The sequence below is a fragment of the Arthrobacter sp. UYEF36 genome (genome assembly GCF_040547025.1).
Taxonomy (GTDB): domain Bacteria; phylum Actinomycetota; class Actinomycetes; order Actinomycetales; family Micrococcaceae; genus Arthrobacter.
In genome coordinates this window covers 136566-157487 of the sequence record NZ_JBEPOX010000004.1, presented here as the reverse complement: position 1 = coordinate 157487, position 20922 = coordinate 136566, and the positions used below count along the sequence as shown (strand labels likewise).

The window sequence follows — 20922 nt, the reverse complement described above, 5'->3', positions numbered from 1 at the left end:
GGAACCGCGTGTTCCTGAATTGTCATGCCTGCCCATCCTTCTAGGCTAGAGAACCCCGCCGGGTATGGGGCCCTCCCACGCCGCAGGCGGACTGTGGCCCTCGTCTATTACGCTGAATCCATCAAAGCTCTAGCCGATTCCCTCACCGCCCCTGCCGCCACGCGCCCGGTCGATCCTCCCGCGGCCGCTCCGCTGACCGCCCTCCATGACGCCCTCGACACCTGGTTCGGGGCGAACGCCCGGGATCTGCCGTGGCGGGCGCCGGAATGCACGCCGTGGGGCGTGCTGGTCAGCGAGATCATGCTCCAGCAGACGCCGGTGGTGCGCGTGCTGCCGATCTGGGAGGAATGGCTGCGGCGCTGGCCCGAGCCTGCCGATCTGGCCCGGGAGCCCGCCGGCGAAGCGGTCCGGGCCTGGGGACGGCTGGGCTATCCGCGGCGGGCCCTGCGACTGCATGCGGCCGCCGTCGCCATCGGCGAAAACCACGGCGGAAAGGTTCCCGGCACGTACCCGGAACTCCTGGAGCTGCCCGGAGTGGGCAGCTACACCGCGGCGGCCGTCGCCGCCTTCGCCTTCGGGCGCCGCGAAACCGTGGTGGACACCAACATCCGCCGCGTGCACGCGCGCCTGTTCTCCGGCGCGGCCCTGCCTTCACCGGCGCTGACCGCCGCGGAGATGCGGCTTGCCGCGCAGGCACTGCCGGACGACGCCGGAACCTCCGTCCGCTGGAACGCCTCCGTCATGGAGCTGGGGGCGCTGGTGTGCACGGCACGGTCGCCGAAGTGCGGGGAATGCCCGGTCAGCGGATCCTGCGCGTGGCTCGCAGCCGGTGAGCCGCCGCCGACGTACACACCGAAGGGGCAGTCGTGGCACGGAACGGACCGTCAGGTGCGGGGCGCGGTGATGGCGGTGCTCCGCGTGGCCGAGTCGCCGGTGGCCGCGGAGCTGTTCCGCCGGGCCCCGACGGACCTTGGCTTCGAACCGGCCGGAATCGGAATCCCGCTCGCCGCCCTGCACCGCCTCGACTGCGCCCCGGAGCAACTGGAGCGCGCCCTGGCCGGGCTGCTGAGCGACGGGCTGGCCGAGCTGCATCCCACGGGTTTCCGGCTGCCCGCCTGACCCCGCCGAATGACGGCCCTAGCTCGGCCGGGCTGCTGGAACTACCCTGAAGCATGCGCACGTTTGCGACACTCGTGGGCCTGAGTTGCACTGCACTGCTGGCCACGGGGTGCCAGCCCCAGGCGGTGTGCCCGGCGATCGCCCAGGCACCGGTAGTTGCGCTGACGGTGGCACGCGAGTACGCCGGTTCGGTGAAAACACTCCGGCTTAAAGCCTGCCAGGACGGGCGCTGCACGGAAGATGACCTGGAGCTGTTCCCGGGCAGCAGCACCGTGGATCAGGGCTGCGAATCGGGGCCGAACGGCAAGGACCGTCCGTGTTCCGCCACCGCCTCAGCTGACGGCACCCTTGCCGGGATGCTTATGCTGGATCCGCTCACGGAATCCCCCATCGAGGCGACGGTGGGCGGCACCGACGCCAGCGGCCTCCCCCTGCCGGTCCGGAGCCTGACGTTCACGCCGCGGGTTGCGTACCCTTACGGCGAGCAATGCGGCAGGTTCATCTCGGCCGGAGTGCTACTGGACGCGGACGGCCTCCGGGCCGTCTAGCAAGCGTGGAGAAAGGTGGACCAAGTGAACTCGGAAAACATCAGCCACTGGATCCGGGCCGGGCTGTGGGCACTGCCCGTCTCGTGGCTTGTCACGGGTTGGTCCACGCTGGAGCCGCAGCCGGACCAGGAGAAGGACCCGGACGCCTGGGCCCTGTTTGTCAGCTCCGACTCGTACCAGTTCAGCCATTTGCTGGGCAGTACCGGAGGCACGATCCTGGCACTTTTCGGCGTCTTCGCCCTGGGCTGCTGCCTGGCGAACAGCCGGGTGGGCGGCCTGGCGCTGGCGGCCATGGTCACCGCGGCTGCCGGTACGGCCTTGCTGCTGGTGCCGGCCGTGATTTCCACCTTTGCCACTCCCTCGATCGGCAAGGCCTACCTGGGCGGAAACCAGGAGGTGATGTTGCTGGAATTCCCGGGGTCCATGACGGCGGCGTTCCTGGTTGGCCTCCTGCTCGCACTGCTCGGCAACACCCTGCTGGGCGTCGCGGTGTGGCGTTCCCACGTGCTGCCGCGCTGGGCCGGGGCACTCTTGGCGGGCGGCGCCGTCGTGTTTTACCTCCTGGGCGTCGTGCTGGGGCAGGCGACGACGGGAAGCAGCCTCCCGACCCAGGCCGTAGGGGCCGTGCTGATGGCAGTAGCCGGCGGGTGGATCGCCTGGAGCGGACCCCGGAACGCCACGGCAGCAGCAGACCTGACCGCGGCCGGTACCGTCTGAGGCGAATCCGCTAGGGTTCGCCGAAGCCCGCCGTGATCAGTCCGCGCAGATAGTCCACGGCTTTGCTTGCATCCGGGCCGCTGGCTTCAACGCGCAGGACCGTTCCCTTGACCGCCCCGAGCATCATGAGTTCCGTCATCGATGCGCCGTCCGCGCCGTTCACGGTCACCTCGGCGTCCATGCCGGACAGCCCGCCGGCAATCTTCGCGGCCGGTCGGGCGTGCATGCCGGCCTGGTTGATGAGTTCAAAGTCCCCCGTCGCCTCCGGCGGCCGGTACTCGTGGACGTGCTGTGCGGCGGCCGGGGGCCGGTAGACGGCTTCCGCCGCTTCCTTCACGCCTTCGGCATTCGCTCCGGCCTGCGCCGCCACGGCGGCCGCGACGAGACCTTCGACCAGGGGCGCATCGGCCAGCAGCACGGAGGAGGGGTCGGCCAGGAACTCCACCGCGGACTCCGCTGTCATCACGGCCGAGCCCAGATCCGTCAGGACGACGATGCCGTCGCTGCTGGCATCACCGGCCTGCTCCAGCGCCGCCATGACCCGCTCGAGGCTGGTCCCGATCCGCCCGTCGTCGGTGCCGCCGGCGGGAAGGATCAGGACGTCGGGCGCCATCTGGGCGGCCAGTTCGACGGCACCGTCGGCAATCTTTTCGCTGTGGGAGACGACGACGAGCTTGACCGTCATTCAGCTGCCCCGACGGCGGCGCGCAGGATCAGGGCGCTGGAGACGGCGCCCGGGTCCCGGTGGCCGATGCTGCGCTCCCCCAGATAGCTGGCGCGTCCCTTGCGGGCGAGCATCGGGTCCGTGGATACCGCGCCGGCCTCTGCCGCCTCCGCGGCGGCCACCAGGACCTTAAGCACATCGCTGTTCCCGGCCGCCGCAGCGGCTGCGTCGACCGCAGGGGTCCAGGCATCAACCATCGTCTTGTCGCCCGATTCTGCCTTTCCGCGGGCCACGATCCCGTCCCGGGCAGCCTGGAACGCCGAGGCGAGGGTGGCTGCGTCGATGTCGGACGCCTCCCCCAGCGCCGTAGCCGCCCGGAGGAAGGCCGTGCCGTAAAGCGGGCCGGCGGCCCCGCCGACCTTGGACATCAACGTCATGGCCGTCAGTTTCAGGGCCGCCCCTGCCGTTTCCGGGGGCGCCTCGGCAATCTTCACCATCACCGCTTTGAAGCCGCGGTCCATGTTCTCGCCATGGTCAGAATCGCCGATCGGCCTGTCCAGCTCGATGAGTTCTTCCCGGTGCTCCGCCATGGCCTGGGCCGAGAGGGTCAGCCACCGCACGGCCCAGTTGACGTCCAATCCCACGGTCAGACTCCCCACCGGAGCGCCGGGGTGTGGACGGGCGCGTCCCAGAGGGCCGTCATCTCATCGTCGAGCCGCAGGACGGTAATGGAACAACCCTGCATTTCGAGGGAGGTGATGTAGTTGCCCACCAGCGACCGTGCCACGGTGACGCCCTGCCCGGCCAGCTGCTGCGCGGCACGGCGGTAAACAATATAGAGCTCGCTCTGGGGTGTGCCGCCCATGCCGTTGACGAACAGGAGCACCTTGTCCCCGGACGCCAGGCCGAGGTCGCTGACGACCGGCTCGAGCAGGCGGTCGGTGATGCCGTCCGCGTTTTCCATCGGAATGCGGGCCCGGCCGGGCTCGCCGTGGATGCCGATGCCGATCTCGATTTCGTTTTCCTCCAGCACGAAGCTGGGCGACCCCGCATGCGGGACGGTGCAGGCGGTCAGCGCGACACCCATGCTGCGCACGTTGTGGTTGACCCGGTCGCCGATGGCGGCGACGGCGTCGAGGTTGTCTCCGCGCTCGGCGGCGGCACCGGCGATTTTTTCCACCAGCACTGTTCCGCCCACGCCGCGCCGACCGGCGGTGTACAGCGAGTCCTGCACCGCAACGTCGTCGTTGACCAGCACGGTGCGGACCTCGATTCCTTCCGCCTGGGCCAGCTCCGCAGCGGTTTCAAAGTTGAGGACGTCGCCCGTGTAGTTCTTCACGATATGTACGACGCCGGCGCCCGAGTTGACGGCCAGAGTGGCCGGAAGGATCTGGTCGGGTGTCGGCGAGGTGAACACGGCGCCCGGCACCGCGGCGTCGAGCATTCCCATGCCGACATAGCCGCCATGCAGGGGCTCGTGGCCGCTGCCGCCGCCGGAGACCAGCCCGACTTTTCCTGCCACCGGCGCGTCTTTGCGCACGATGTACTTGGGGTCCGAAAAGACGGTCACGAGGTCGGCATGGGCAAGCCCGAAGCCCTCCACTGACTCGTCAACCACGGCGCGGGGATCATTGATGAGCTTCTTCATGGCTGTGCTCCCTGGAGTGTGTGTCCTGGCTGCTTGCTTTGACCCTACTACCGGGGCCCCTGCCAGCGGTAGGCTCCGGTTGCACAACCTCTGGGGCGGACCCGGGGTGCTGCCGGGCGGCCGCCTCCCCGGATCCGCGGGTGTGTCAGCTGGGTTTATCCGCCCACAACGCAAAGTTGGGCCAGGCGTCGCTGCCAAGCCAGGAGAACGGCGGCGCGTTGAGCCGCCCCCGATCCGTCCCGGGCGCCCGTCCGGGCCCCGATGCGGCGTCCGGTCGATGGCCTGGGGGCGGGCCTGCGGTAGTGTCTTCCCGGGCGCCCGGGTCCGTGGCGTGGTGTGGCTTGGCCCCGCCGGCGATAGTCATTTGGAATGCGGAGAAATCTGGAAAATTGACGCGATCGTGCAATTTCGTGCCTCCGAAAGTCGGGTGGCCCACCCCCTGGACCGGGATCAGTTTATCCATCAAATTTATCGATGGGAAGACCCGTCCCTTATGCCCCGCCGGGCGCCGCTTACAGGGTTTTAATCATCCGGGTGTTGCCGAGCGTGTTGGGCTTCACCCGGGCGAGGTCCAGGAACTCGGCTACGCCCTCATCGTGGGAGCGCAGCAGCTCCGAATACACCACGGGGTCGACGGCGGTCTGGTCGGCCATGACTTCGAAGCCGTGCTTTTTGAAGAAGTCCACCTCGAAGGTCAGACAGAAGACGCGGGAGACGCCCAGCGCCCGGGCGTCCTCCAGCAGGCGCTCAACCAGCACGTGGCCCACGCCCTTCCCCCGCCAGGCATCCGAGGCCGCGAGGGTGCGCACTTCGGCGAGGTCCTCCCACATCACGTGCAGCGCGCCGCAGCCGATCACTTCGCCGTCCGGCGATTCGGCGATCCGGAATTCCTGCAGGCTCTCGTAGTAGGCCACGGTTTCCTTGGCCATGAGGATCCGCTGCTCGGCCAGAGGTGCCACCAGCGTCTTAATCGCCCCGACGTCGCTCGTGCGGGCAAGGCGGATGCGGATTGTCTCAGTCACAGCCCAATCCTACGGGGGCACTGCCTTGGACTGGAGAATGGCGCCCGACGCGCCAGCCTCCGAGCCGGGGGCGCGATGCTGCTCAGAGACCCAGTTCAGCAGGCACCGGCAGATCCTTGTCCAGCAGGTTCCTGGCGAGGAAGTGCTCCACCACGCCGTACCAGACCTTGGCGTGCTGCGGCTGCAGGATCCAGTGGTTCTCGTCCGGGAAATAGAGGAACCGGTGCTCGGTCTCGCCGTTCTCGTCGGCCGCGAGTTGGGACTTGGACAGCAGCTCGTACCAGAGGCGCAGTCCCTCGCCGATCGGTACGCGGTAGTCCTTGTCGCCGTGGATGACGAGCATGGGAGTGCTGATGTTCTCCACGTGCAGGTGCGGGGAGTTCTCCAGCGCCATCTCGGCCGTCATCTCCTTAAGCCAGTATTGCGCGGCGTCCGTGGTGGGGCCGAACTGGTCCAGCGCCCAGAGACTGGCGTGGGTGACGATCGCCTTGAACCGGTCTGTTTGGCCGGCGACCCAGTTGGCCATGTAGCCGCCGAAGGAGCCACCCATGGCGGCGGTGCGGGTCCCGTCGATGTCCGGCCGCTGCACCACGGCGTCGGTGATGGCCATCAGGTCGGTGAAGGGAGCCTTGCCCCACGCGCCCCAGCCGCGCTGGATGTGGTGCTGGCCGTACCCGGTGGAGAGCGCGGGGTCCGGCAGCAGCACGGCATAGCCCCGGGCCACCAGCAGCCAGGGGTTCCAGCGCCACGTCCAGGCGTTCCAGGACCCGAGCGGGCCGCCATGGATCCAGAGGAGCAGGGGCACGGGGCTGCCGGCCGAGGCCCCTTCAGGGACCGCGAGGTAGGCCGGCACGCGGGTGCCATCTGCCGCCGTCGTTTCCACCCGCTCCAGCGAGCCCCGGTACGCCGGACGCTCAGCGGGGGCGGGGAGCCGGACGGCGTCGCCGGTGGCGAGGTCGATGCGCACAGCTTCCGCCGGGAATTCGTAGGAGCTGCGCAGCGCATAGGCAGTGCGGCCGTCCGGCGCGGCCAAGACGTCGGTGTAGGCGGCGGTGTCGGCGGTCAGGCGGGTGACCTGGCCGGCGGTGGTGTCTCCGCTCACGCTGATCCGGAAGACCGGCGAGGCGCCGTCCTCATCGGCGGTGACCAGCAGGGCTGATCCGTCCGGCAGCCAGGCGGCGGGGCGCGGCCAGCGGTCCCAGTCGTGCGCCAGCGGCATCAGCTCGGCTCCGCCTGCCGCTTCGGCTACCGACGCAGGGCGGGAGACGTCGAGCAGGTGCAGCTTGACCTGCGGGGCCCGCTCCGGGGTGGTGTCGCTCTCGCTGACCACCACCAGGGTCCGGTTGTCGGGGCTCACCGGACCCGGGAAGTAACTCATTCCCTCGGTGTCCAGCAGGACACTTCGGGTGCCGCTGGCGACGTCGACCGCGACGAGGACGGACCGTGAATTCGCGTGCGCGAGCGGCTTCGCGAAGCTGCTGTAGATGGTCTTGCCGTCCGGGCTGACCACTGACTCTGCATCGCGGAGGCCGGCACCGGCGTCGGGCGTCAGGTTGCGGAGCTTCAGCGGCGCCGCAGCGTCGACGGTTGTGGGCCAGCCCGGTTCCTTTTCTTCGCCGGGCTCGACGGCGAAGAGCCGCGGCTGGGCGGGCCCCAGATCCGCGTCCCAGTAGCGCACCGGATAGCCGCTGTGCAGGATGGCGGCGACCTTGTTGTCCTTGCGCGCCTTGCGCCGCTCCTCGTCGTTGTCCTCGTCCGTGGACCCTGCCAGCACGGAGGCATTGACGAACAGTGCGCCGGATTCCTTCGCGGCCAGAAGCGCGCTGACTCCACCGGCCCGGGTGAGCACGACGCGGGCCTCGCCGCCGTCCGCGGGCAGCATCCACAGGGCGTTGACGGGGTCCGCTTCGGGGGTTTCCGGGTCCGGGCGCGCGGAGCTGAAGTACAGCTCGCCGCTGGCGGCGAAGACGGCGCCGGCCTCACCCTTGGCGCTGCGGGTGATACGGCGGGCGTGCTTCTGCCCCGCCGGATCCAGTTCCCACAGGGCGGTGCCGTATTCGGTGCCTTTGGCGTTGAGCGTGGCCACGGTAGTGACCAGCCGCGTGCCGTCCGGGCTCAACGCCAGGCCTGTCACCCTCGGGATCGCGAGGTAATGGTCCAGGTCATGGAAGGATGTCTCGGGTTTTTCGCCCAGGGTCTCTGAATCATGGGAAGCCATGCACCGATTCAACACCCTCTGTGCGCTGGATCACACCGATTTCACCGAGAGTGAAACGGTACTTTCAGATCCTGTGATGTCGCTGGCCAAGCAAAGGCCCCGCCTTCCTTTTCAGGAAGACGGGGCCTTTGAGCCGATGCCTAGACGCTCGGAGCGATCTCCGGGATGCGCGGCTTCGTGTTGCCTGCGAAGGTGAACTTGGCGTCGTCGCCTTCGCCGTCCACATCCACTACAACGATGTCGCCGGCGTGGATTTCGCCGAAGAGGATCTTCTCGGAGAGCTGGTCCTCGATCTCGCGCTGGATGGTCCGGCGCAGCGGCCGGGCACCCATGGCGGGGTCGTAGCCGCGGGTTGCCAGCAGGATCTTGGCCGCGGGCGTGAGCTCGATGCCCATGTCCTTGTCCTTGAGGCGCTTCTCCAGCCGGCCGACGAACATGTCCACGATCTCGATGATCTCGTCCTGGGTCAGCTGCGGGAACACCACAACGTCGTCAACACGGTTCAGGAACTCGGGACGGAAGTGCTGCTTGAGCTCCTCCGTGACACGGGCCCGCATCCGGTTGTAGCCGGTCTGGGTGTCCGTGCCGGACTGGAAGCCGGTGGCAACGCTCTTGGAGATGTCCCGGGTACCGAGGTTGGTGGTCATGATGATTACGGTGTTCTTGAAGTCCACCACGCGGCCCTGGGAGTCGGTCAGGCGGCCGTCTTCCAGGATCTGCAGCAGTGAGTTGAAGAGGTCGGCGTGCGCCTTCTCCACTTCGTCGAACAGGACCACGGAGAACGGACGACGGCGGACCTTCTCGGTCAGCTGTCCGCCCTCCTCGTAGCCCACGTAGCCCGGAGGGGCACCGAAGAGACGCGACACAGTGTGTTTCTCCGAGTACTCGGACATGTCGAGGGTGATCAGGGCGTCTTCCTCGCCGAAGAGGAATTCGGCCAGGGCCTTGGCGAGTTCGGTCTTGCCGACGCCGGTGGGGCCGGCGAAGATGAACGAACCACCCGGACGCTTCGGGTCCTTCAGGCCTGCACGGGTGCGGCGGATCGCCTGGGACAGGGACCTGATGGCCTCGTCCTGGCCGACGACGCGCTTGTGCAGCTCGTCTTCCATCTTCAGCAGTCGCGAGGACTCTTCCTCGGTCAGCTTGAAGACCGGGATGCCGGTGGAGTTCGCCAGCACTTCCGCGATCAGGTCCTCATCAACTTCGGAGATGTCGTCCATGCCGCCGGTCTTCCACTGGCGTTCCTTCTCGGCACGCTCGGCAATGAGCTTCTGCTCCTTGTCGCGCAGCGAGGCGGCACCTTCGAAGTCCTGCGCGTCGATCGCGGATTCCTTCTCCAGCTTCATGGCGGCGATCTTCTCGTCCATGATCTTGAGCTCCGGCGGGGCCGTCATCCTGCGGATGCGCAGCCGTGCACCGGCCTCATCGATCAGGTCGATCGCCTTGTCCGGCAGGAAGCGGTCCGAGATGTAGCGCTCGGAAAGGCTCGCCGCCGAGGCGAGGGCGCCGTCGGTGATGGTGACACGGTGGTGCGCCTCGTACCGGTCGCGAAGGCCCTTGAGGATCTCGATCGCGTGAGCGACGGAGGGCTCCTTGACCTGGATCGGCTGGAAACGGCGTTCCAGCGCGGCGTCCTTCTCGATGTGCTTGCGGTATTCGTCCAGCGTGGTGGCACCGATGGTCTGGAGCTCGCCGCGGGCCAGCATGGGCTTCAGGATCGAGGCCGCATCGATGGCTCCCTCGGCGGCACCGGCACCCACCAGGGTGTGGATCTCGTCGATGAAGAGGATGATGTCGCCGCGGGTGCGGATTTCCTTGAGGACCTTCTTCAGGCGCTCTTCGAAGTCACCGCGGTAGCGGGAGCCGGCCACGAGGGACCCGAGGTCCAGCGTGTACAGCTGCTTGTCCTTGATGGTCTCCGGGACGTCGCCGCGAACAATCGCCTGGGCAAGGCCTTCGACAACGGCGGTCTTGCCGACGCCGGGCTCACCGATCAGCACGGGGTTGTTCTTGGTGCGGCGTGAGAGCACCTGCATCACGCGTTCCATTTCGGATTCGCGCCCGATGACGGGGTCCAGCTTGTTCTCGCGCGCAGCCTGGGTCAGGTTGCGGCCGAACTGGTCCAGGACGACGGAACCAGCAGGAGTGCCTTCGGCCTGGCCTGGGCCAACACCGGCACCGCTGGTTTCCTTGCCCTGGTAGCCCGAGAGCAGCTGGATGACCTGCTGGCGGACGCGGTTGAGGTCCGCACCGAGCTTGACCAGCACCTGGGCGGCAACACCTTCACCCTCGCGGATGAGGCCGAGCAGGATGTGCTCCGTGCCGATGTAGTTGTGTCCCAGCTGCAGGGCCTCGCGGAGCGAGAGTTCCAAGACCTTCTTGGCGCGGGGGGTGAAGGGGATGTGTCCGGACGGGGCCTGCTGGCCCTGGCCGATGATCTCCTGCACCTGCTCGCGGACGCCGTCGAGCGAAATGCTCAAGGACTCAAGGGCTTTGGCAGCAACACCTTCACCTTCATGGATCAGACCCAAGAGGATGTGTTCGGTACCAATGTAATTGTGGTTCAGCATGCGTGCCTCTTCTTGGGCAAGCACAACTACGCGACGGGCACGGTCCGTAAATCGCTCAAACATTTCGCCACACTCCTAGCTACGACGTACTTTGATGCTACGTGGCCCGGTTCAAGATTTGGGGCTTGTTCGCCACAGGGGAAACCGGGAAGCCGCAGCCGCGTCACATCCTGGGTCAAACACGGGCCCGCCGGCCCCTCCGAGCGGGCAGCGGGCCTTGTCCTTCAGCAGCGCCGAACAGCCCGGCGGCGGCCGTCGCACCAGTCCCGATCCCGGCGTCGGCGACGGCGACGGCGACGGCGACGGCGACGGCGTCCGGGCCCACCGACGACAAAGCCCCCGACCAAAGCGGGGGCAAAGTCACCGGTATCGCGGTCCTCGGTTTCGCGCCGTGGCACCGCGTCCGGACGCAGGCTGCTGGACTTTGTGGCTAGGAATTCGCCTTTTGGTAGGCTTCCTGAATTTCAGCCTGGATACGGCCGCGGCTGTTTACCGCATAGCCGTTATCGCGTGCCCACTGCCGGATCTGGGCAGAATCCTGATTCCGGCCGGAAGAAATTTTGGTGCGCGTTGCGCGGCCGCTCGAAGTCTTGCGCGCGTGGGTTACAAAACGCTCGACTGCGGAGCGAAGCTCGGAAGCATTCTCCGCTGACAGGTCGATTTCGTAGCTGACCCCGTCAAGGCCAAACCGGACGGTCTCGTCCGCGGATCCCCCATCCAGATCATCAACAAGGATGATTTTAACTTTCTGTGCCATAAAAGACTCTCTTTCCAAAAGGATGAGTATTTCCGAAAAGCCGGATGATTCTGTTTAAAAGTATCCTCTGCTTTATGGCAACGAGTCAAAGCGAAAAAGAGTTTCCAAAGGAAAACCCAAGGACTAAAAGACCGCTATTTTTTCGGGCCGTTGGAATCGCCATGGCTGCGAAGGGTTTCCGCCCCCTGGGCGTTAGCGTCGGCTTCCGCCTGGGCGCGCGCTTCGGCCTGCCGCTCGGATTTGTCGGCATTGAAAATCGATTTCATGGCGAACCAGAAAATCAGGCCGACGACCACGGAGGGAAGCAATACGGCAATGTACTCCATGGTCAGTGTCCTTCGGGCTTCAGCAGCGGGAACAATATTGTCTCGCGGATTCCGGCACCGGTGAAGAGCATAACGAGCCGGTCGATGCCGAGCCCGATGCCACCCATCGGCGGGGCGCCGTACTCCAGGGCCCGCAGGAAGTCCTCGTCCAGCTGCATGGCCTCGACGTCGCCGGCGGCGGAGCGGCGGGACTGCTCGGTGAGCCGTTCGCGCTGGATGACCGGGTCAATGAGCTCGGAGAAGGCCGTGCCGCGCTCCATGCCGCCGATGATGAGGTCCCACGCTTCGATCAGCCGGTCGTCCTCGCGGTGCTGGCGGGCCAGCGGCTGGGCGGAGGGCGGGTAGTCGTAGACGAAGGTCGGGTTCAGCAGCGTCGGCTCGACGAGTTCACCGAAGAGTTCCACCACGAGCTTTTCGGCATCCCAATTGGCGTCGACCTTGACCTCGTGCTTGGCGGCGAGCGCCAGCAGGTCCGACTCCGGGGTCTCCGGGGTGATTTCCTGGCCCACGGTTTCGGAGAGCCCCGGGTAGACCGCCATCCAGGCCCAGTCGCCGTCGAGGTTGATCTCCCCGGCCTCGGTCTGCAGGACCCGGCCCACGCCCGCGGCGTCGGCGGCGTCGAGGATGAGTTCCTTGATCCGATCCGCCATGACGAACTGGTCGGCCCAGGCCTCGTAGCTTTCCAGGGTGGTGAATTCCGGGCTGTGGGTGGAGTCCACGCCCTCGTTGCGGAAAACGCGGCCCATGTCGTAGACCCGGTCGATTCCGCCAACAACCGTGCGCTTGAGGTAGAGCTCGGTGGCGATCCGCAGCGTCATCTTCTGGTCGAACGCGTTCATGTGGGTCTCGAACGGACGGGCCGTGGCGCCGCCGTGGACCAGCTGCAGCATCGGGGTTTCCACCTCGACGTAACCCTGGCGGTGCAGGGTCTCGCGGATGGAACGGGTGATCGCGGCCCGGGTGTAGACCATTTCGCGGGCCTCGTCGCGGACAATGAGGTCCACGTAGCGCTGGCGGACCCGGGTCTCCTCGTTGAGCTCGGCGTGCAGCACGGGCAGCGGGCGCAGCGCCTTGGACGCCATCGACCAGGACTCGGCCATGACGGAGAGCTCACCGCGCCGCGAGGAGATGACCTCGCCCTTGATGAACACGTGGTCGCCCAGGTCCACGAGGGCCTTCCAGTCGGCGAGCGCGTCCTCGCCGATGTTGGCCAGGCTCAGCATCACCTGCAGCCGGACGGCTTTGCCGTCCAGGCCGCCCTCCTGGAGCGTGGCGAAGCAGAGCTTGCCGGTGTTGCGGATAAAGACGATGCGGCCGGTCACCCCGACGCTGTCGCCGGTGGTTTCGTCGGCCTGGAGGTGCGCGTACTTCTCCCGGATTTCACCCAGCGAATGGGTGCGCTCAACACCGACCGGATACGCCTCGACGCCGCGCTCGATCAGCTTGGCGCGCTTCTCCATGCGGATGCGCGTCTGCTCGCTGGCGTCGTGGGAGTCGGCGGCGGTATTCGGGGCGGAGGTGTTTTGGGAAGTCACAATCCCCAAGTTTACCGGGGATTCTGCCCGGGGCGGTCCCGCACGGCCCCGGGCGGTTGCGGAATAGACTCAGGGCTGTGGAGACGCGGACCATCAGCACCGACGACGGCGAGGGGCACCTCGAGCTGCATTCCTTCCGGCCGGCCGCCGGCCCGGCCCCGGCGACAACCGTGGCAACGGCCGCCGCCCTGCCCGGATCGCAGCGCGGGGCAGCGCAGGGGCCAGGGATCGTCGTCGTGCACGGCACCCTGGTGACCGATGCCCTGTACCGTCCGTTCGCGCGGCAGATCAGCCGCCTGCTGGGGCGCCCGGTGCATTGCTACAACCGGCGCGGGCGGGCCGGGTCGTCCCCGCAGCCGCCCGGGTACTCCGCGGCCACGGAGGTCAGCGACCTGGCTGCGGTGCTGCGGGCAACCGGCTCGAGCGACGTCGTGGCGCACAGCTACGGCGGTTTCGTGGCCCTGCAGGCAGCGCGGACGGTACCGATCCGCCGGATGGTGACCTACGACGCGGCGGTGTCCCTGTCCGGCAACCTCACCCGGCGCTGGCGGCCCGAACTGGAGCGGTCCGTGGCTGCCGGGGAACTCGACGACGCCTGGGCGCACCTGGTCCAGGGCCTGGAGACGGCCGGGCCGGTCTCCAAGCTGCCGCTGGGAGCGCTGCGGATGCTCAGCATCCTCTCCGCCCGGACCAGCATGGGCGCGGAGATGCGCGAACTGCTGCCCACGGCCGTCGTGGAAATGCGGGCGGTGCTCGACGCCGACGCCGAGCTGGCCGACTTCGCGGCCGTGACCACCCCCACGCTGATGCTGAGTGGCGGCTAGAGCCCGGAGTACTTCGCCGAGACCGGCCGGCAGCTCGCCGCCGCCATCCCTTCGATCGAGTCCGCCGTGCTGCCGGGGCAGCTCCACGAAAGCCCGCTCCGGCCAGGGATCCGGCTCCCCCGGGCCGCTGCCCGGTTCCTGCTGGCGGGCGAAGGAAGCCTGGGTCCCCTCCCGGCGCGCAGGCGGCGGCTCAAGCTGGGCCGCTGAGCGGTGCGCCTTTACAATCGGTGGGCGACCCTTTCGAAAGGACCCCCTTGGCCAAGCTTTACTTCCGCTACGGCGCGATGAACTCCGGCAAGTCAACGGGGCTGCTGCAGGCCGCCTTCAACTATGAGGAGCGCGGCCAGCGGGTCCTGCTGGCCAAGCCGGACGTGGACACCAAGGGCGACGCCGACGTCGTGTCGCGCCTGGGCATGACCCGATCGGTGGACTTTCTGATCCCGGCCGGGGCGTCCGCCCGGGAGCTATACACCGCCCACGCCCACGGCGACGACCCTGACGCCCTGCTGGAGCACGTGGACACGCAGCCGGTGGCCTGCCTGCTGGTGGACGAGGCGCAGTTCCTGGAACCGGCCCAGGTGGACGACCTCTTCCGGATCGCCGTCCTGGACAACGTTCCCGTGCTGGCCTACGGCATCCGCACGGACTTCCGCACCCGGGCGTTCCCGGGATCGCTGCGGCTCCTGGAAATCGCGCACACCCTCGAAGAGCTGAAGACCATCTGCCGCTGCGGCCGCAAAGCCATCTTCAACACCCGCCGGGCCGGAGACCAGGTGGTCTTCGACGGCGACCAGGTCGCAATCGACGGCCAGGACGTCTGGTACGAGTCGCTGTGCGGTTCCTGCTACCTCGAGGTCTCCGGCGGGCGGCTGGGCGACTAGCCCCCACGGCACCCGGAACCCTACTACGCCGTAGCTGCAGCCTCGGCTAGGCTCGGAGCATGACCCGCGAGAACATCAGAACCCCCGACGGCGGAACGATCGAGCTTTTCAGCACGGGTGCCGAGCTGGCCTCGGCGGGCTCCGGCGTCGTCGTCGTTGCGGCCTCCATGGTGACCGCCGCCGACTACACCCGCTTCGCCCAGAAACTCAGCGCCTCCCTGGGGCGCCCGGTGCATACCTTCAACCGGCGCGGCCGCGGTTCCTCGTCCCCGCAGCCGGAGGACTACACCCTCGACGTGGACATCAAAGACCTCAACGCGGTGATGAAGCACACCTCCAGCACGGACGTTTTTGGACACAGCTTCGGCGGCGCGGTGGCACTGCACGCCGCCCGCACCCTGCCGGTGGAGCGCCTCGCCGTGTACGACCCGGCGGTCTCCGTGAACCACAGCGTCACCGCGGACTGGACCACCGAATATGAGAAGGCGACGGCGGCCGGCGACGACGACCGCGCCCTCGCCGTGCTGCTCCGCGGCCTCGAGACCGGCAGCGCCCTGTCCCGGATGCCGTTGTCCATGCTGACCCTGGCGAACAAACTCTCCGCCGGCACCCCGCTCGGCAAGCAGATGCGCGAGCTGATGAAGACCGGCGTCCGGGAGATCAAGGCCATCATCGCCGCCGACATGCCAGCCGAGCCGTTCCTGGAACTGCCGCTGGAAACCCTGATTATTGTCGGCGAGAAGAGCCCGGCGTACTTCGGTGTGGCCTGCGCCCAGATCCACGAGGTGCTCTCCGGCTCCAGCTACACGATCCTGCCGGGCATGGGCCACGACGGCGTCAACAAGGCACCGGACAAGCTCATCTCCGAACTCAGCGCGTTCTTCGCCAGCTAGCGAACACGCCGCCGCACCAACCCAACGCGGGGTCACCTAGCGCCCATTCCGGACGGCCGGATGGGCGCTGAGTGACCCCGCGTTGGGTTAAACGGGCTAGTGCGCGGCGGGGGCGGGGTGTTCCGCTGCGGCGGTCTTGCGCATCATTGCGGCCAGCACAACGGCGGCGACGGCGATGACCGATGCTGTGAGGAATGCCACGTGCATTCCTGCGACGATTCCCGCGCTGGCGGACACCACCGCGTAGATCGAGACGAGCAGCGCCGTTCCGGCGGCGCCGGCCACCTGCTGCAAGGTGCTCATGATGGCGGAGCCGTGGGAATACAGGTGCGGCGGCAGCGGGTTCAGTCCGGTGGTGAACGCCGGCGTGAAGATCAGGGCCAGCCCCACGCTGAGGCCCACGTGCAGCGCAACGATCCACCCGACCGGTGTGCCCGCGTCAAGCAGGGAGAACTGGAACATTGCCACCACCAGCAGGGCGGAGCCGGTGACAGCCAGCGGCAGCGGCCCGACCTTGTCGAAGATCCGCCCGATGAACGGGCCCAGCAGGCCCATCGCGAGGCCTCCGGGCAGCAGGGTCAGCCCGGTCTCCAGTGAGGACAGACCGCGGATCTCCTGCAGGTACAAGGGCAGGAGGATCACGGCCCCGAACAGGGCGATCATGGCCACGACAAGCAGCAGCACGGACACCGTGAACATCCGGAAGGTGAAGGCCCGCAGGTCCAGCAGGGGCGCCTCGGACTTCTGCAGCCGCAGCTGGCGGAGGACAAACGCCACCATGGCGATGACGCCCACGGCCAGGGCAATGATGGCGGGCGAGCCGGGGCCGCCCTGGCCGCCGCCGATCTGGCTCAGTCCGTAAACCAGGCCGCCGAATGCGGGGACGGTCAGCAGCACGGACGGGATGTCCAGCCGGGTCTTTTCCTTTTCGCCGATGTTGGTCAGGAACCGGGCGCCGATGGCGAAAGCGGCCAGGGCGATCGGCAGGACAAAGACGAACATAAAGCGCCAGGTGAAGTGCTCAAGGATCAGCCCGGACACCGTGGGTCCCATGGCCGGCGCCACCGAGATGGCGATGCTTACGTTGCCCATCACGAAGCCGCGGCGTGCGACGGGGACCAGGGTGAGGATGGTGGTCATCAGCAGGGGCAGCATGATGGCCGTGCCCCCGGCCTGGACGATCCGGGCGAGCAGGAGGATTTCGAATCCGGGAGCCAGCGCCGCGAGCAGCGTGCCGCCGGAGAACAGGCCCATGGCCAGCATAAAAACAGCGCGGGTGGACAGCCGCTGCAGGATGAAGCCCGTCGTGGGGATCACGATGGCCATCGTGAGCATAAAACCGGTTGACAGCCACTGCACGGTGGGGGCGGTGACGCCGAGATCCACCATCAGGCGCTGCAGTGCGACGTTCATGATGGTTTCGTTCAGGATCACCACGAAAGTGGCGACCAGCAGGGTGGCGATGACGGTGACCGATTCCCGGGACATCTTTGCCGGCGGTGCGGCGGCCTCCGCGGCGGCCTGGGCCTGCGCGGGATCGCCGGGGGGCTTGGAAGAGACGTCAGTAGACATAGGGGTTCCCTCAGGGAGTTTTGTAGTGGGGGTCGGCGAGCGTCGTCGCTACATCAGGTGCCAACCCGCGGTGCGCCGCGCTAATTCCCGGCGGTCCAGGATAACTCCCGACGGTGGAGAAAAAGTCCAGCGGCCGGAACTGCAACGCGGGGTCGGATACGGTCCATGGACGGCCTCAACATGGGCCGTATCTGACCCCGCGTTGCTTGGTGGTGGCGGGTTTTGGTCAGTCAGGAATCCAGCGGAATGTTGTCGATCAGCCGGACCGGGCCGACCGTGGCCGCGATGATCGCCAGGCCTTCGCCACGGAACGGGGTGTCCCTGCAGTTCTCGGCCAGCGGTTCCAGGCTGCGGGGATCCACCACCTCGAAGTAGTCCAGGTCCACGAGCGGCTGGGACTCCACGAGCGCCCGCGCGGACTCAAGGTCCAGCGGCTCGTGGGCGTTGGCCCGTTCCTCGACCAGCCCCAGCGCCCGCGAGAGCACCAGCGCCGCCTCGCGCTCCTCGGCGGAGAGGAAGCGGTTGCGGCTGGACAGCGCCAGGCCGTCAGCGGAGCGCACTATCGGCACGGGGACGATCTCCACCGGGAAGTTCAGGTCCGCCACCATGCCCTGGACCAGGGCCAGCTGCTGGGCATCCTTTTGGCCGAAGTACGCCCGGTAGGCCGGCAGCTCCGGGCCCGCGGCCGCGCCGGGCGTCCCGTAGTGCAGCAGCTTGGCCACCACGGTCAGGGCCCCGTCGAAGTGCCCGGGCCGGGACGCGCCCTCCCACTTCTCGGCCACCGGGCCCGCGCTGATGCGGACGAGGGGTGCCCCGCCGGGGTAGACCTCGTCCACCTCGGGAGCGAATACCAGGTCCACCCCCACAGCGTCCAGCAGCGCCAGGTCCGCGTCCAGGGTCCGGGGGTACCGGTCCAGGTCCACGGCCTCGCCAAACTGCAGCGGGTTCACGAAGATACTCACCACCACCACGTCGTTCTGCTCGACGGCGGTGCGCGCCAGCTCGGCGTGACCCTCGTGCAACGCGCCCATGGTGGGCACCAGGCCCTGCGAGGTGCCGCCCTTCTCCTTAAGCAGACGGGCGCTTTCGGCCCGGAGCCGGGCAGCCGTGGTCACGAGTTGGATCGCCAAGTTGGGGACCTTCCTTAGGGTTGCGGGCCGTTGTGGTCCGGGCCCTCGAGCGCCTGCGTGATGTCGCCGAGTTGCTCCGGCTTCAGCAGTCCCCGGCGTCCTGCCCGGCGGGCCGTCGCCCGGGCCATGGCCAGGTACGCCTCCAGAATATCTCCGCCCGAGCCGCCGTCGTGTTCCCGCAGGGACTCGGCGTGGGCGGCAACGGTGCCCACATCGCCGCGGGCCACCGGCCCGGTCAGCGCCGATTCGCCGGAGGCGAGCGCGTTCTCCAGGGTCGCGCGCAGCAGCGGCCCCAGCATGCGTTCGGGGGCCTCGACGCCGACTTCCCGGAGCAGCTGCGAGGCCTGCGCCACCAGGGTGACGAGGTGGTTTGAGCCGTGCGCGAGGGCGGCGTGGTAGAGCGTGCGGTCGGCTTCGGCGATCGCGACGGGCTCCGCGCCCATCTCCACCACGAGGGCCTGGGCGATGGGCAGCATGGCGGCGTCCGCCGTGACGCCAAAGGTGCAGTCCAGCAGCCGGGTCAGGTCCAGGCTCATCCCCGTGAAGGTCATCGCGGGGTGCAGGGCCAGCGGGACGGCGCCGGCGGCGCGGACAGGATGCAGGATCCCGACGCCGAAGCGGCCGGAGGTGTGTGCGACGAGCTGGCCGGGCTGCCAGGCGCCGAGCTTCGCCAGGCCCTCGACGAGCGGGCCGAGCGCGTCGTCGGGGACGGCCAGGAGAACCAGTTCGGCGCGCTCGACGATGTCCTGCACGTCCAGCACCGGGACCCCCGGGAGCAGGGCATCAGCGCGTTCGCGGCTGGCGTCCGAGACCGCGGAGACACCGATGATGGCGTGCTCCGCGCCGCGCAGCGCCGCCCCCAGGACGGAGCCGACCTTGCCGGCGCCGATGATTCCGATGCCGAGTCGTCCTGGTTTAGCCATGCTGCGGGTCTTCCTGACTGTTGGGTTCTTCGCTAGGGGAGGGTACAGCCACGAGCGGCCGGACCTGGTCCAGCCAGTGCTCGCTGGTCTGGCGTCTGCGCGCAGCCCGGGCCCGGGCCGCCTGGGCATCCAGCAGCGCCCGGCCCTCGTCGAGCCCGGCCTGGACAAGCCGCGGGGACACCGGACCGGCGGTGGTATGCAGAACCAGGTCCGCTACCCGGAAGCGCCGGGCCAGCGGGCCCTGCTCCAGAGCCATGGACTGGGTGCGCTGGTGCGGGATCACCACGAGGTGCCGCCACCAGCGTCCCGAGCGGATCAGCAGGGCGGTGCCGGTGGCGGTGAAGCCGTTGCGCCGCCAGCCCAGGGGGGCCAGCAGCCGGGCCCGCCGCGGGGTGGTGACGAAGCCGCCGTCGTCCGGCCCGGAAACCGCCTGTCCCTCCACGGGCACGGCAGGCGCGAGGCCGTTGATGCCGGCGGTGAAGATCCGCACCGGCTCCTGGCTACCCGGATCGGGCAGGACCAGGGAGAGCATGGTGAGCACGTCGGGGAAGGTCCCCACCGGCAGGAGCGTCGTCCGGGATGAGGCCTCGCCGTTGCTTCCCGCGGCGCCGTAGCCGGCCACGTTGACCTGGATCCGGTACCAGCCGAAGATCCGCCACAGCGGCGGCTGGCTGACCCGCAGGGCCTGGATCCGCCCCGGCGGCAGGGTCTGCGCCTGGGTGTCCAGCAGCCCGTAGCGCAACCGGATGCCGTCCGGGGAAATGGCCGCGGTGAAGTTGTAGCCCCTGTTGATGGAGTTCCAGTAGGCGGCCACCATGCCCAGCACGGCCGGGATCAGGAACAAATAGAAGCTGCGGTTCTCGGTGGCGGCGGAGAGCACCACGGAGGCCATCCCGCCGACGACGACCACCACGCTCTGCTCGCTCAGGAGCAGGGAACCGATCAGGCGGCCGGGCGGGACGGTGAGCACGGCGTGTTCGGGTGCCTCCGCGGCGACGGCCCCCGGCTGGGCGGGGTCCGGGACCACGCCGGCGGCGCGGGCGAGGATCGTGGCCCGGAGCTGCCTCGCCTCGTCCATGCGGAGGTAGGCGAGGCGCACCGCGGACTCACCCGCGTCGGCGACCTCGAACTTGAGCTCTGCCAGGCCGAAGATCCGCGCCAGCAGCGGCTGCACGATGTCGATTGCCTGGACCCTGTCCAGCCGGGCCTGCCGCTGCTGTTTGAAGAGGAATCCGGTGTTGATCCGGACATAGCCTTCCGCTACCTGGTAGCGGGTGAAGTACCAGCTCAGGACGTAGCCGAGCCCGGTGAGCAGCAGTAGCACGCCGCCGCCGAGCAGCAGCCACGGCGCCCGGCCTGCGAGCTGCGCATCGACGAGGGGGCCGCCCTGGAGCATCCGCTCGAAGGTATCCCGGAAGAAGAAGAATGAAATGGCGGCCAGCGCGACCCAGCCGCGCACGAAGGGTGAGGCCGGGTGCACGCGCAGCCACGCGCCGTCGGGGGTTCCCGCGTCGGCGCCGGCGGACGCCTCCGGGGCAGCGCCCGGCTTCACTGTGTTCCCCTGACGGAGGCCCT

The 20922-nt window shown here is 68.4% G+C and carries 20 protein-coding genes; 6 read left to right on the top strand and 14 right to left on the bottom strand.

The annotated features are described in order from the left end of the window. Positions 1-282: 282 nt before the first annotated feature. The 3 genes from ABIB29_RS08575 to ABIB29_RS08565 are packed head-to-tail and all read left to right on the top strand — an operon-like array spanning position 283 to position 2384. Positions 283-1119 (top strand): iron-sulfur binding domain-containing protein, encoded by an 837-nt coding sequence (locus ABIB29_RS08575; RefSeq protein WP_502915583.1) that lies wholly within the window; start codon positions 283-285, stop codon positions 1117-1119. Positions 1120-1172: 53 nt separating this feature from the next. Beyond that, positions 1173-1667, top strand: coding sequence for a hypothetical protein (locus tag ABIB29_RS08570; RefSeq protein WP_354171854.1), 495 nt, complete (start codon positions 1173-1175; stop codon positions 1665-1667). A gap of 24 nt (positions 1668-1691) precedes the next feature. Beyond that, the gene (locus ABIB29_RS08565; RefSeq protein ID WP_354171852.1) at positions 1692-2384 is read left to right on the top strand and encodes a hypothetical protein; all 693 of its coding nucleotides are present in this window, start codon (positions 1692-1694) and stop codon (positions 2382-2384) included. 10 nt (positions 2385-2394) lie between these two features. Here ABIB29_RS08565 and dhaM read toward each other — a convergent pair whose 3' ends face one another. From dhaM to lysS, 10 genes are all read right to left on the bottom strand, one after another. After that, positions 2395-3069 carry a dihydroxyacetone kinase phosphoryl donor subunit DhaM gene (dhaM, locus tag ABIB29_RS08560; protein ID WP_354171850.1) on the bottom strand — a complete coding sequence of 225 codons (675 nt, stop codon included), beginning with the start codon at positions 3067-3069 and terminating at the stop codon, positions 2395-2397. Further along, positions 3066-3692 carry a dihydroxyacetone kinase subunit DhaL gene (gene dhaL / locus ABIB29_RS08555; RefSeq protein ID WP_354171849.1) on the bottom strand — a complete coding sequence of 209 codons (627 nt, stop codon included), beginning with the start codon at positions 3690-3692 and terminating at the stop codon, positions 3066-3068. Before dhaL ends, dhaM begins: the two co-directional genes overlap by 4 nt. Before the next feature lie 2 nt (positions 3693-3694). Then, positions 3695-4696 (bottom strand): dihydroxyacetone kinase subunit DhaK, encoded by a 1002-nt coding sequence (dhaK, locus tag ABIB29_RS08550; RefSeq protein WP_354171847.1) that lies wholly within the window; start codon positions 4694-4696, stop codon positions 3695-3697. Between the two features lie 512 nt (positions 4697-5208). Further along, the gene (locus ABIB29_RS08545; protein WP_354171845.1) at positions 5209-5718 is read right to left on the bottom strand and encodes an amino-acid N-acetyltransferase; all 510 of its coding nucleotides are present in this window, start codon (positions 5716-5718) and stop codon (positions 5209-5211) included. A gap of 82 nt (positions 5719-5800) precedes the next feature. Then, positions 5801-7936: a S9 family peptidase gene (locus ABIB29_RS08540; protein ID WP_354171844.1), complete on the bottom strand. Its 2136-nt coding sequence runs from the start codon at positions 7934-7936 to the stop codon at positions 5801-5803. A 140-nt stretch (positions 7937-8076) separates the two neighbouring features. After that, complete coding sequence (locus tag ABIB29_RS08535) at positions 8077-10569, bottom strand: ATP-dependent Clp protease ATP-binding subunit (protein WP_354171843.1); 2493 nt, start codon at positions 10567-10569, stop codon at positions 8077-8079. Between the two features lie 112 nt (positions 10570-10681). Continuing rightward, a complete protein-coding gene (locus ABIB29_RS08530; RefSeq protein WP_354171842.1) occupies positions 10682-10870 on the bottom strand; it encodes a hypothetical protein in 189 nt (62 codons plus the stop codon). Positions 10871-10936: 66 nt separating this feature from the next. Continuing rightward, on the bottom strand, positions 10937-11263 hold the full coding sequence (locus ABIB29_RS08525) for a histone-like nucleoid-structuring protein Lsr2 (RefSeq protein ID WP_354171840.1): 327 nt from the start codon (positions 11261-11263) through the stop codon (positions 10937-10939). 134 nt (positions 11264-11397) lie between these two features. Next, positions 11398-11589 carry a hypothetical protein gene (locus ABIB29_RS08520; protein ID WP_354171838.1) on the bottom strand — a complete coding sequence of 64 codons (192 nt, stop codon included), beginning with the start codon at positions 11587-11589 and terminating at the stop codon, positions 11398-11400. 2 nt (positions 11590-11591) lie between these two features. After that, positions 11592-13124, bottom strand: coding sequence for a lysine--tRNA ligase (lysS, locus tag ABIB29_RS08515; protein WP_354171836.1), 1533 nt, complete (start codon positions 13122-13124; stop codon positions 11592-11594). 77 nt (positions 13125-13201) lie between these two features. Between lysS and ABIB29_RS08510 the strand changes: the two genes are divergently transcribed. The 3 genes from ABIB29_RS08510 to ABIB29_RS08500 all read left to right on the top strand — a co-directional run bounded on the left by ABIB29_RS08510 (position 13202) and on the right by ABIB29_RS08500 (position 15722). Next, complete coding sequence (locus tag ABIB29_RS08510) at positions 13202-13948, top strand: alpha/beta fold hydrolase (RefSeq protein ID WP_354171834.1); 747 nt, start codon at positions 13202-13204, stop codon at positions 13946-13948. A gap of 254 nt (positions 13949-14202) precedes the next feature. Continuing rightward, positions 14203-14829: a thymidine kinase gene (locus tag ABIB29_RS08505; RefSeq protein ID WP_354171832.1), complete on the top strand. Its 627-nt coding sequence runs from the start codon at positions 14203-14205 to the stop codon at positions 14827-14829. A 59-nt stretch (positions 14830-14888) separates the two neighbouring features. Then, entirely contained in the window at positions 14889-15722 is an 834-nt protein-coding gene (locus ABIB29_RS08500) for an alpha/beta fold hydrolase (RefSeq protein ID WP_354171830.1), read from the top strand. A gap of 96 nt (positions 15723-15818) precedes the next feature. On the opposite strand, the gene ABIB29_RS08495 is transcribed toward ABIB29_RS08500, so the two are convergent. The 4 genes from ABIB29_RS08495 to ABIB29_RS08480 all read right to left on the bottom strand — a co-directional run bounded on the left by ABIB29_RS08495 (position 15819) and on the right by ABIB29_RS08480 (position 20899). Beyond that, complete coding sequence (locus ABIB29_RS08495; RefSeq protein ID WP_354171828.1) at positions 15819-17294, bottom strand: DHA2 family efflux MFS transporter permease subunit; 1476 nt, start codon at positions 17292-17294, stop codon at positions 15819-15821. Positions 17295-17524: 230 nt separating this feature from the next. Beyond that, positions 17525-18424 carry a pantoate--beta-alanine ligase gene (panC, locus tag ABIB29_RS08490; RefSeq protein ID WP_354171826.1) on the bottom strand — a complete coding sequence of 300 codons (900 nt, stop codon included), beginning with the start codon at positions 18422-18424 and terminating at the stop codon, positions 17525-17527. A 14-nt stretch (positions 18425-18438) separates the two neighbouring features. Next, complete coding sequence (locus ABIB29_RS08485; RefSeq protein ID WP_354171824.1) at positions 18439-19347, bottom strand: Rossmann-like and DUF2520 domain-containing protein; 909 nt, start codon at positions 19345-19347, stop codon at positions 18439-18441. Further along, entirely contained in the window at positions 19340-20899 is a 1560-nt protein-coding gene (locus ABIB29_RS08480) for a PH domain-containing protein (RefSeq protein ID WP_354171822.1), read from the bottom strand. Before ABIB29_RS08480 ends, ABIB29_RS08485 begins: the two co-directional genes overlap by 8 nt. Between the last annotated feature and the right edge of the window lie 23 nt (positions 20900-20922).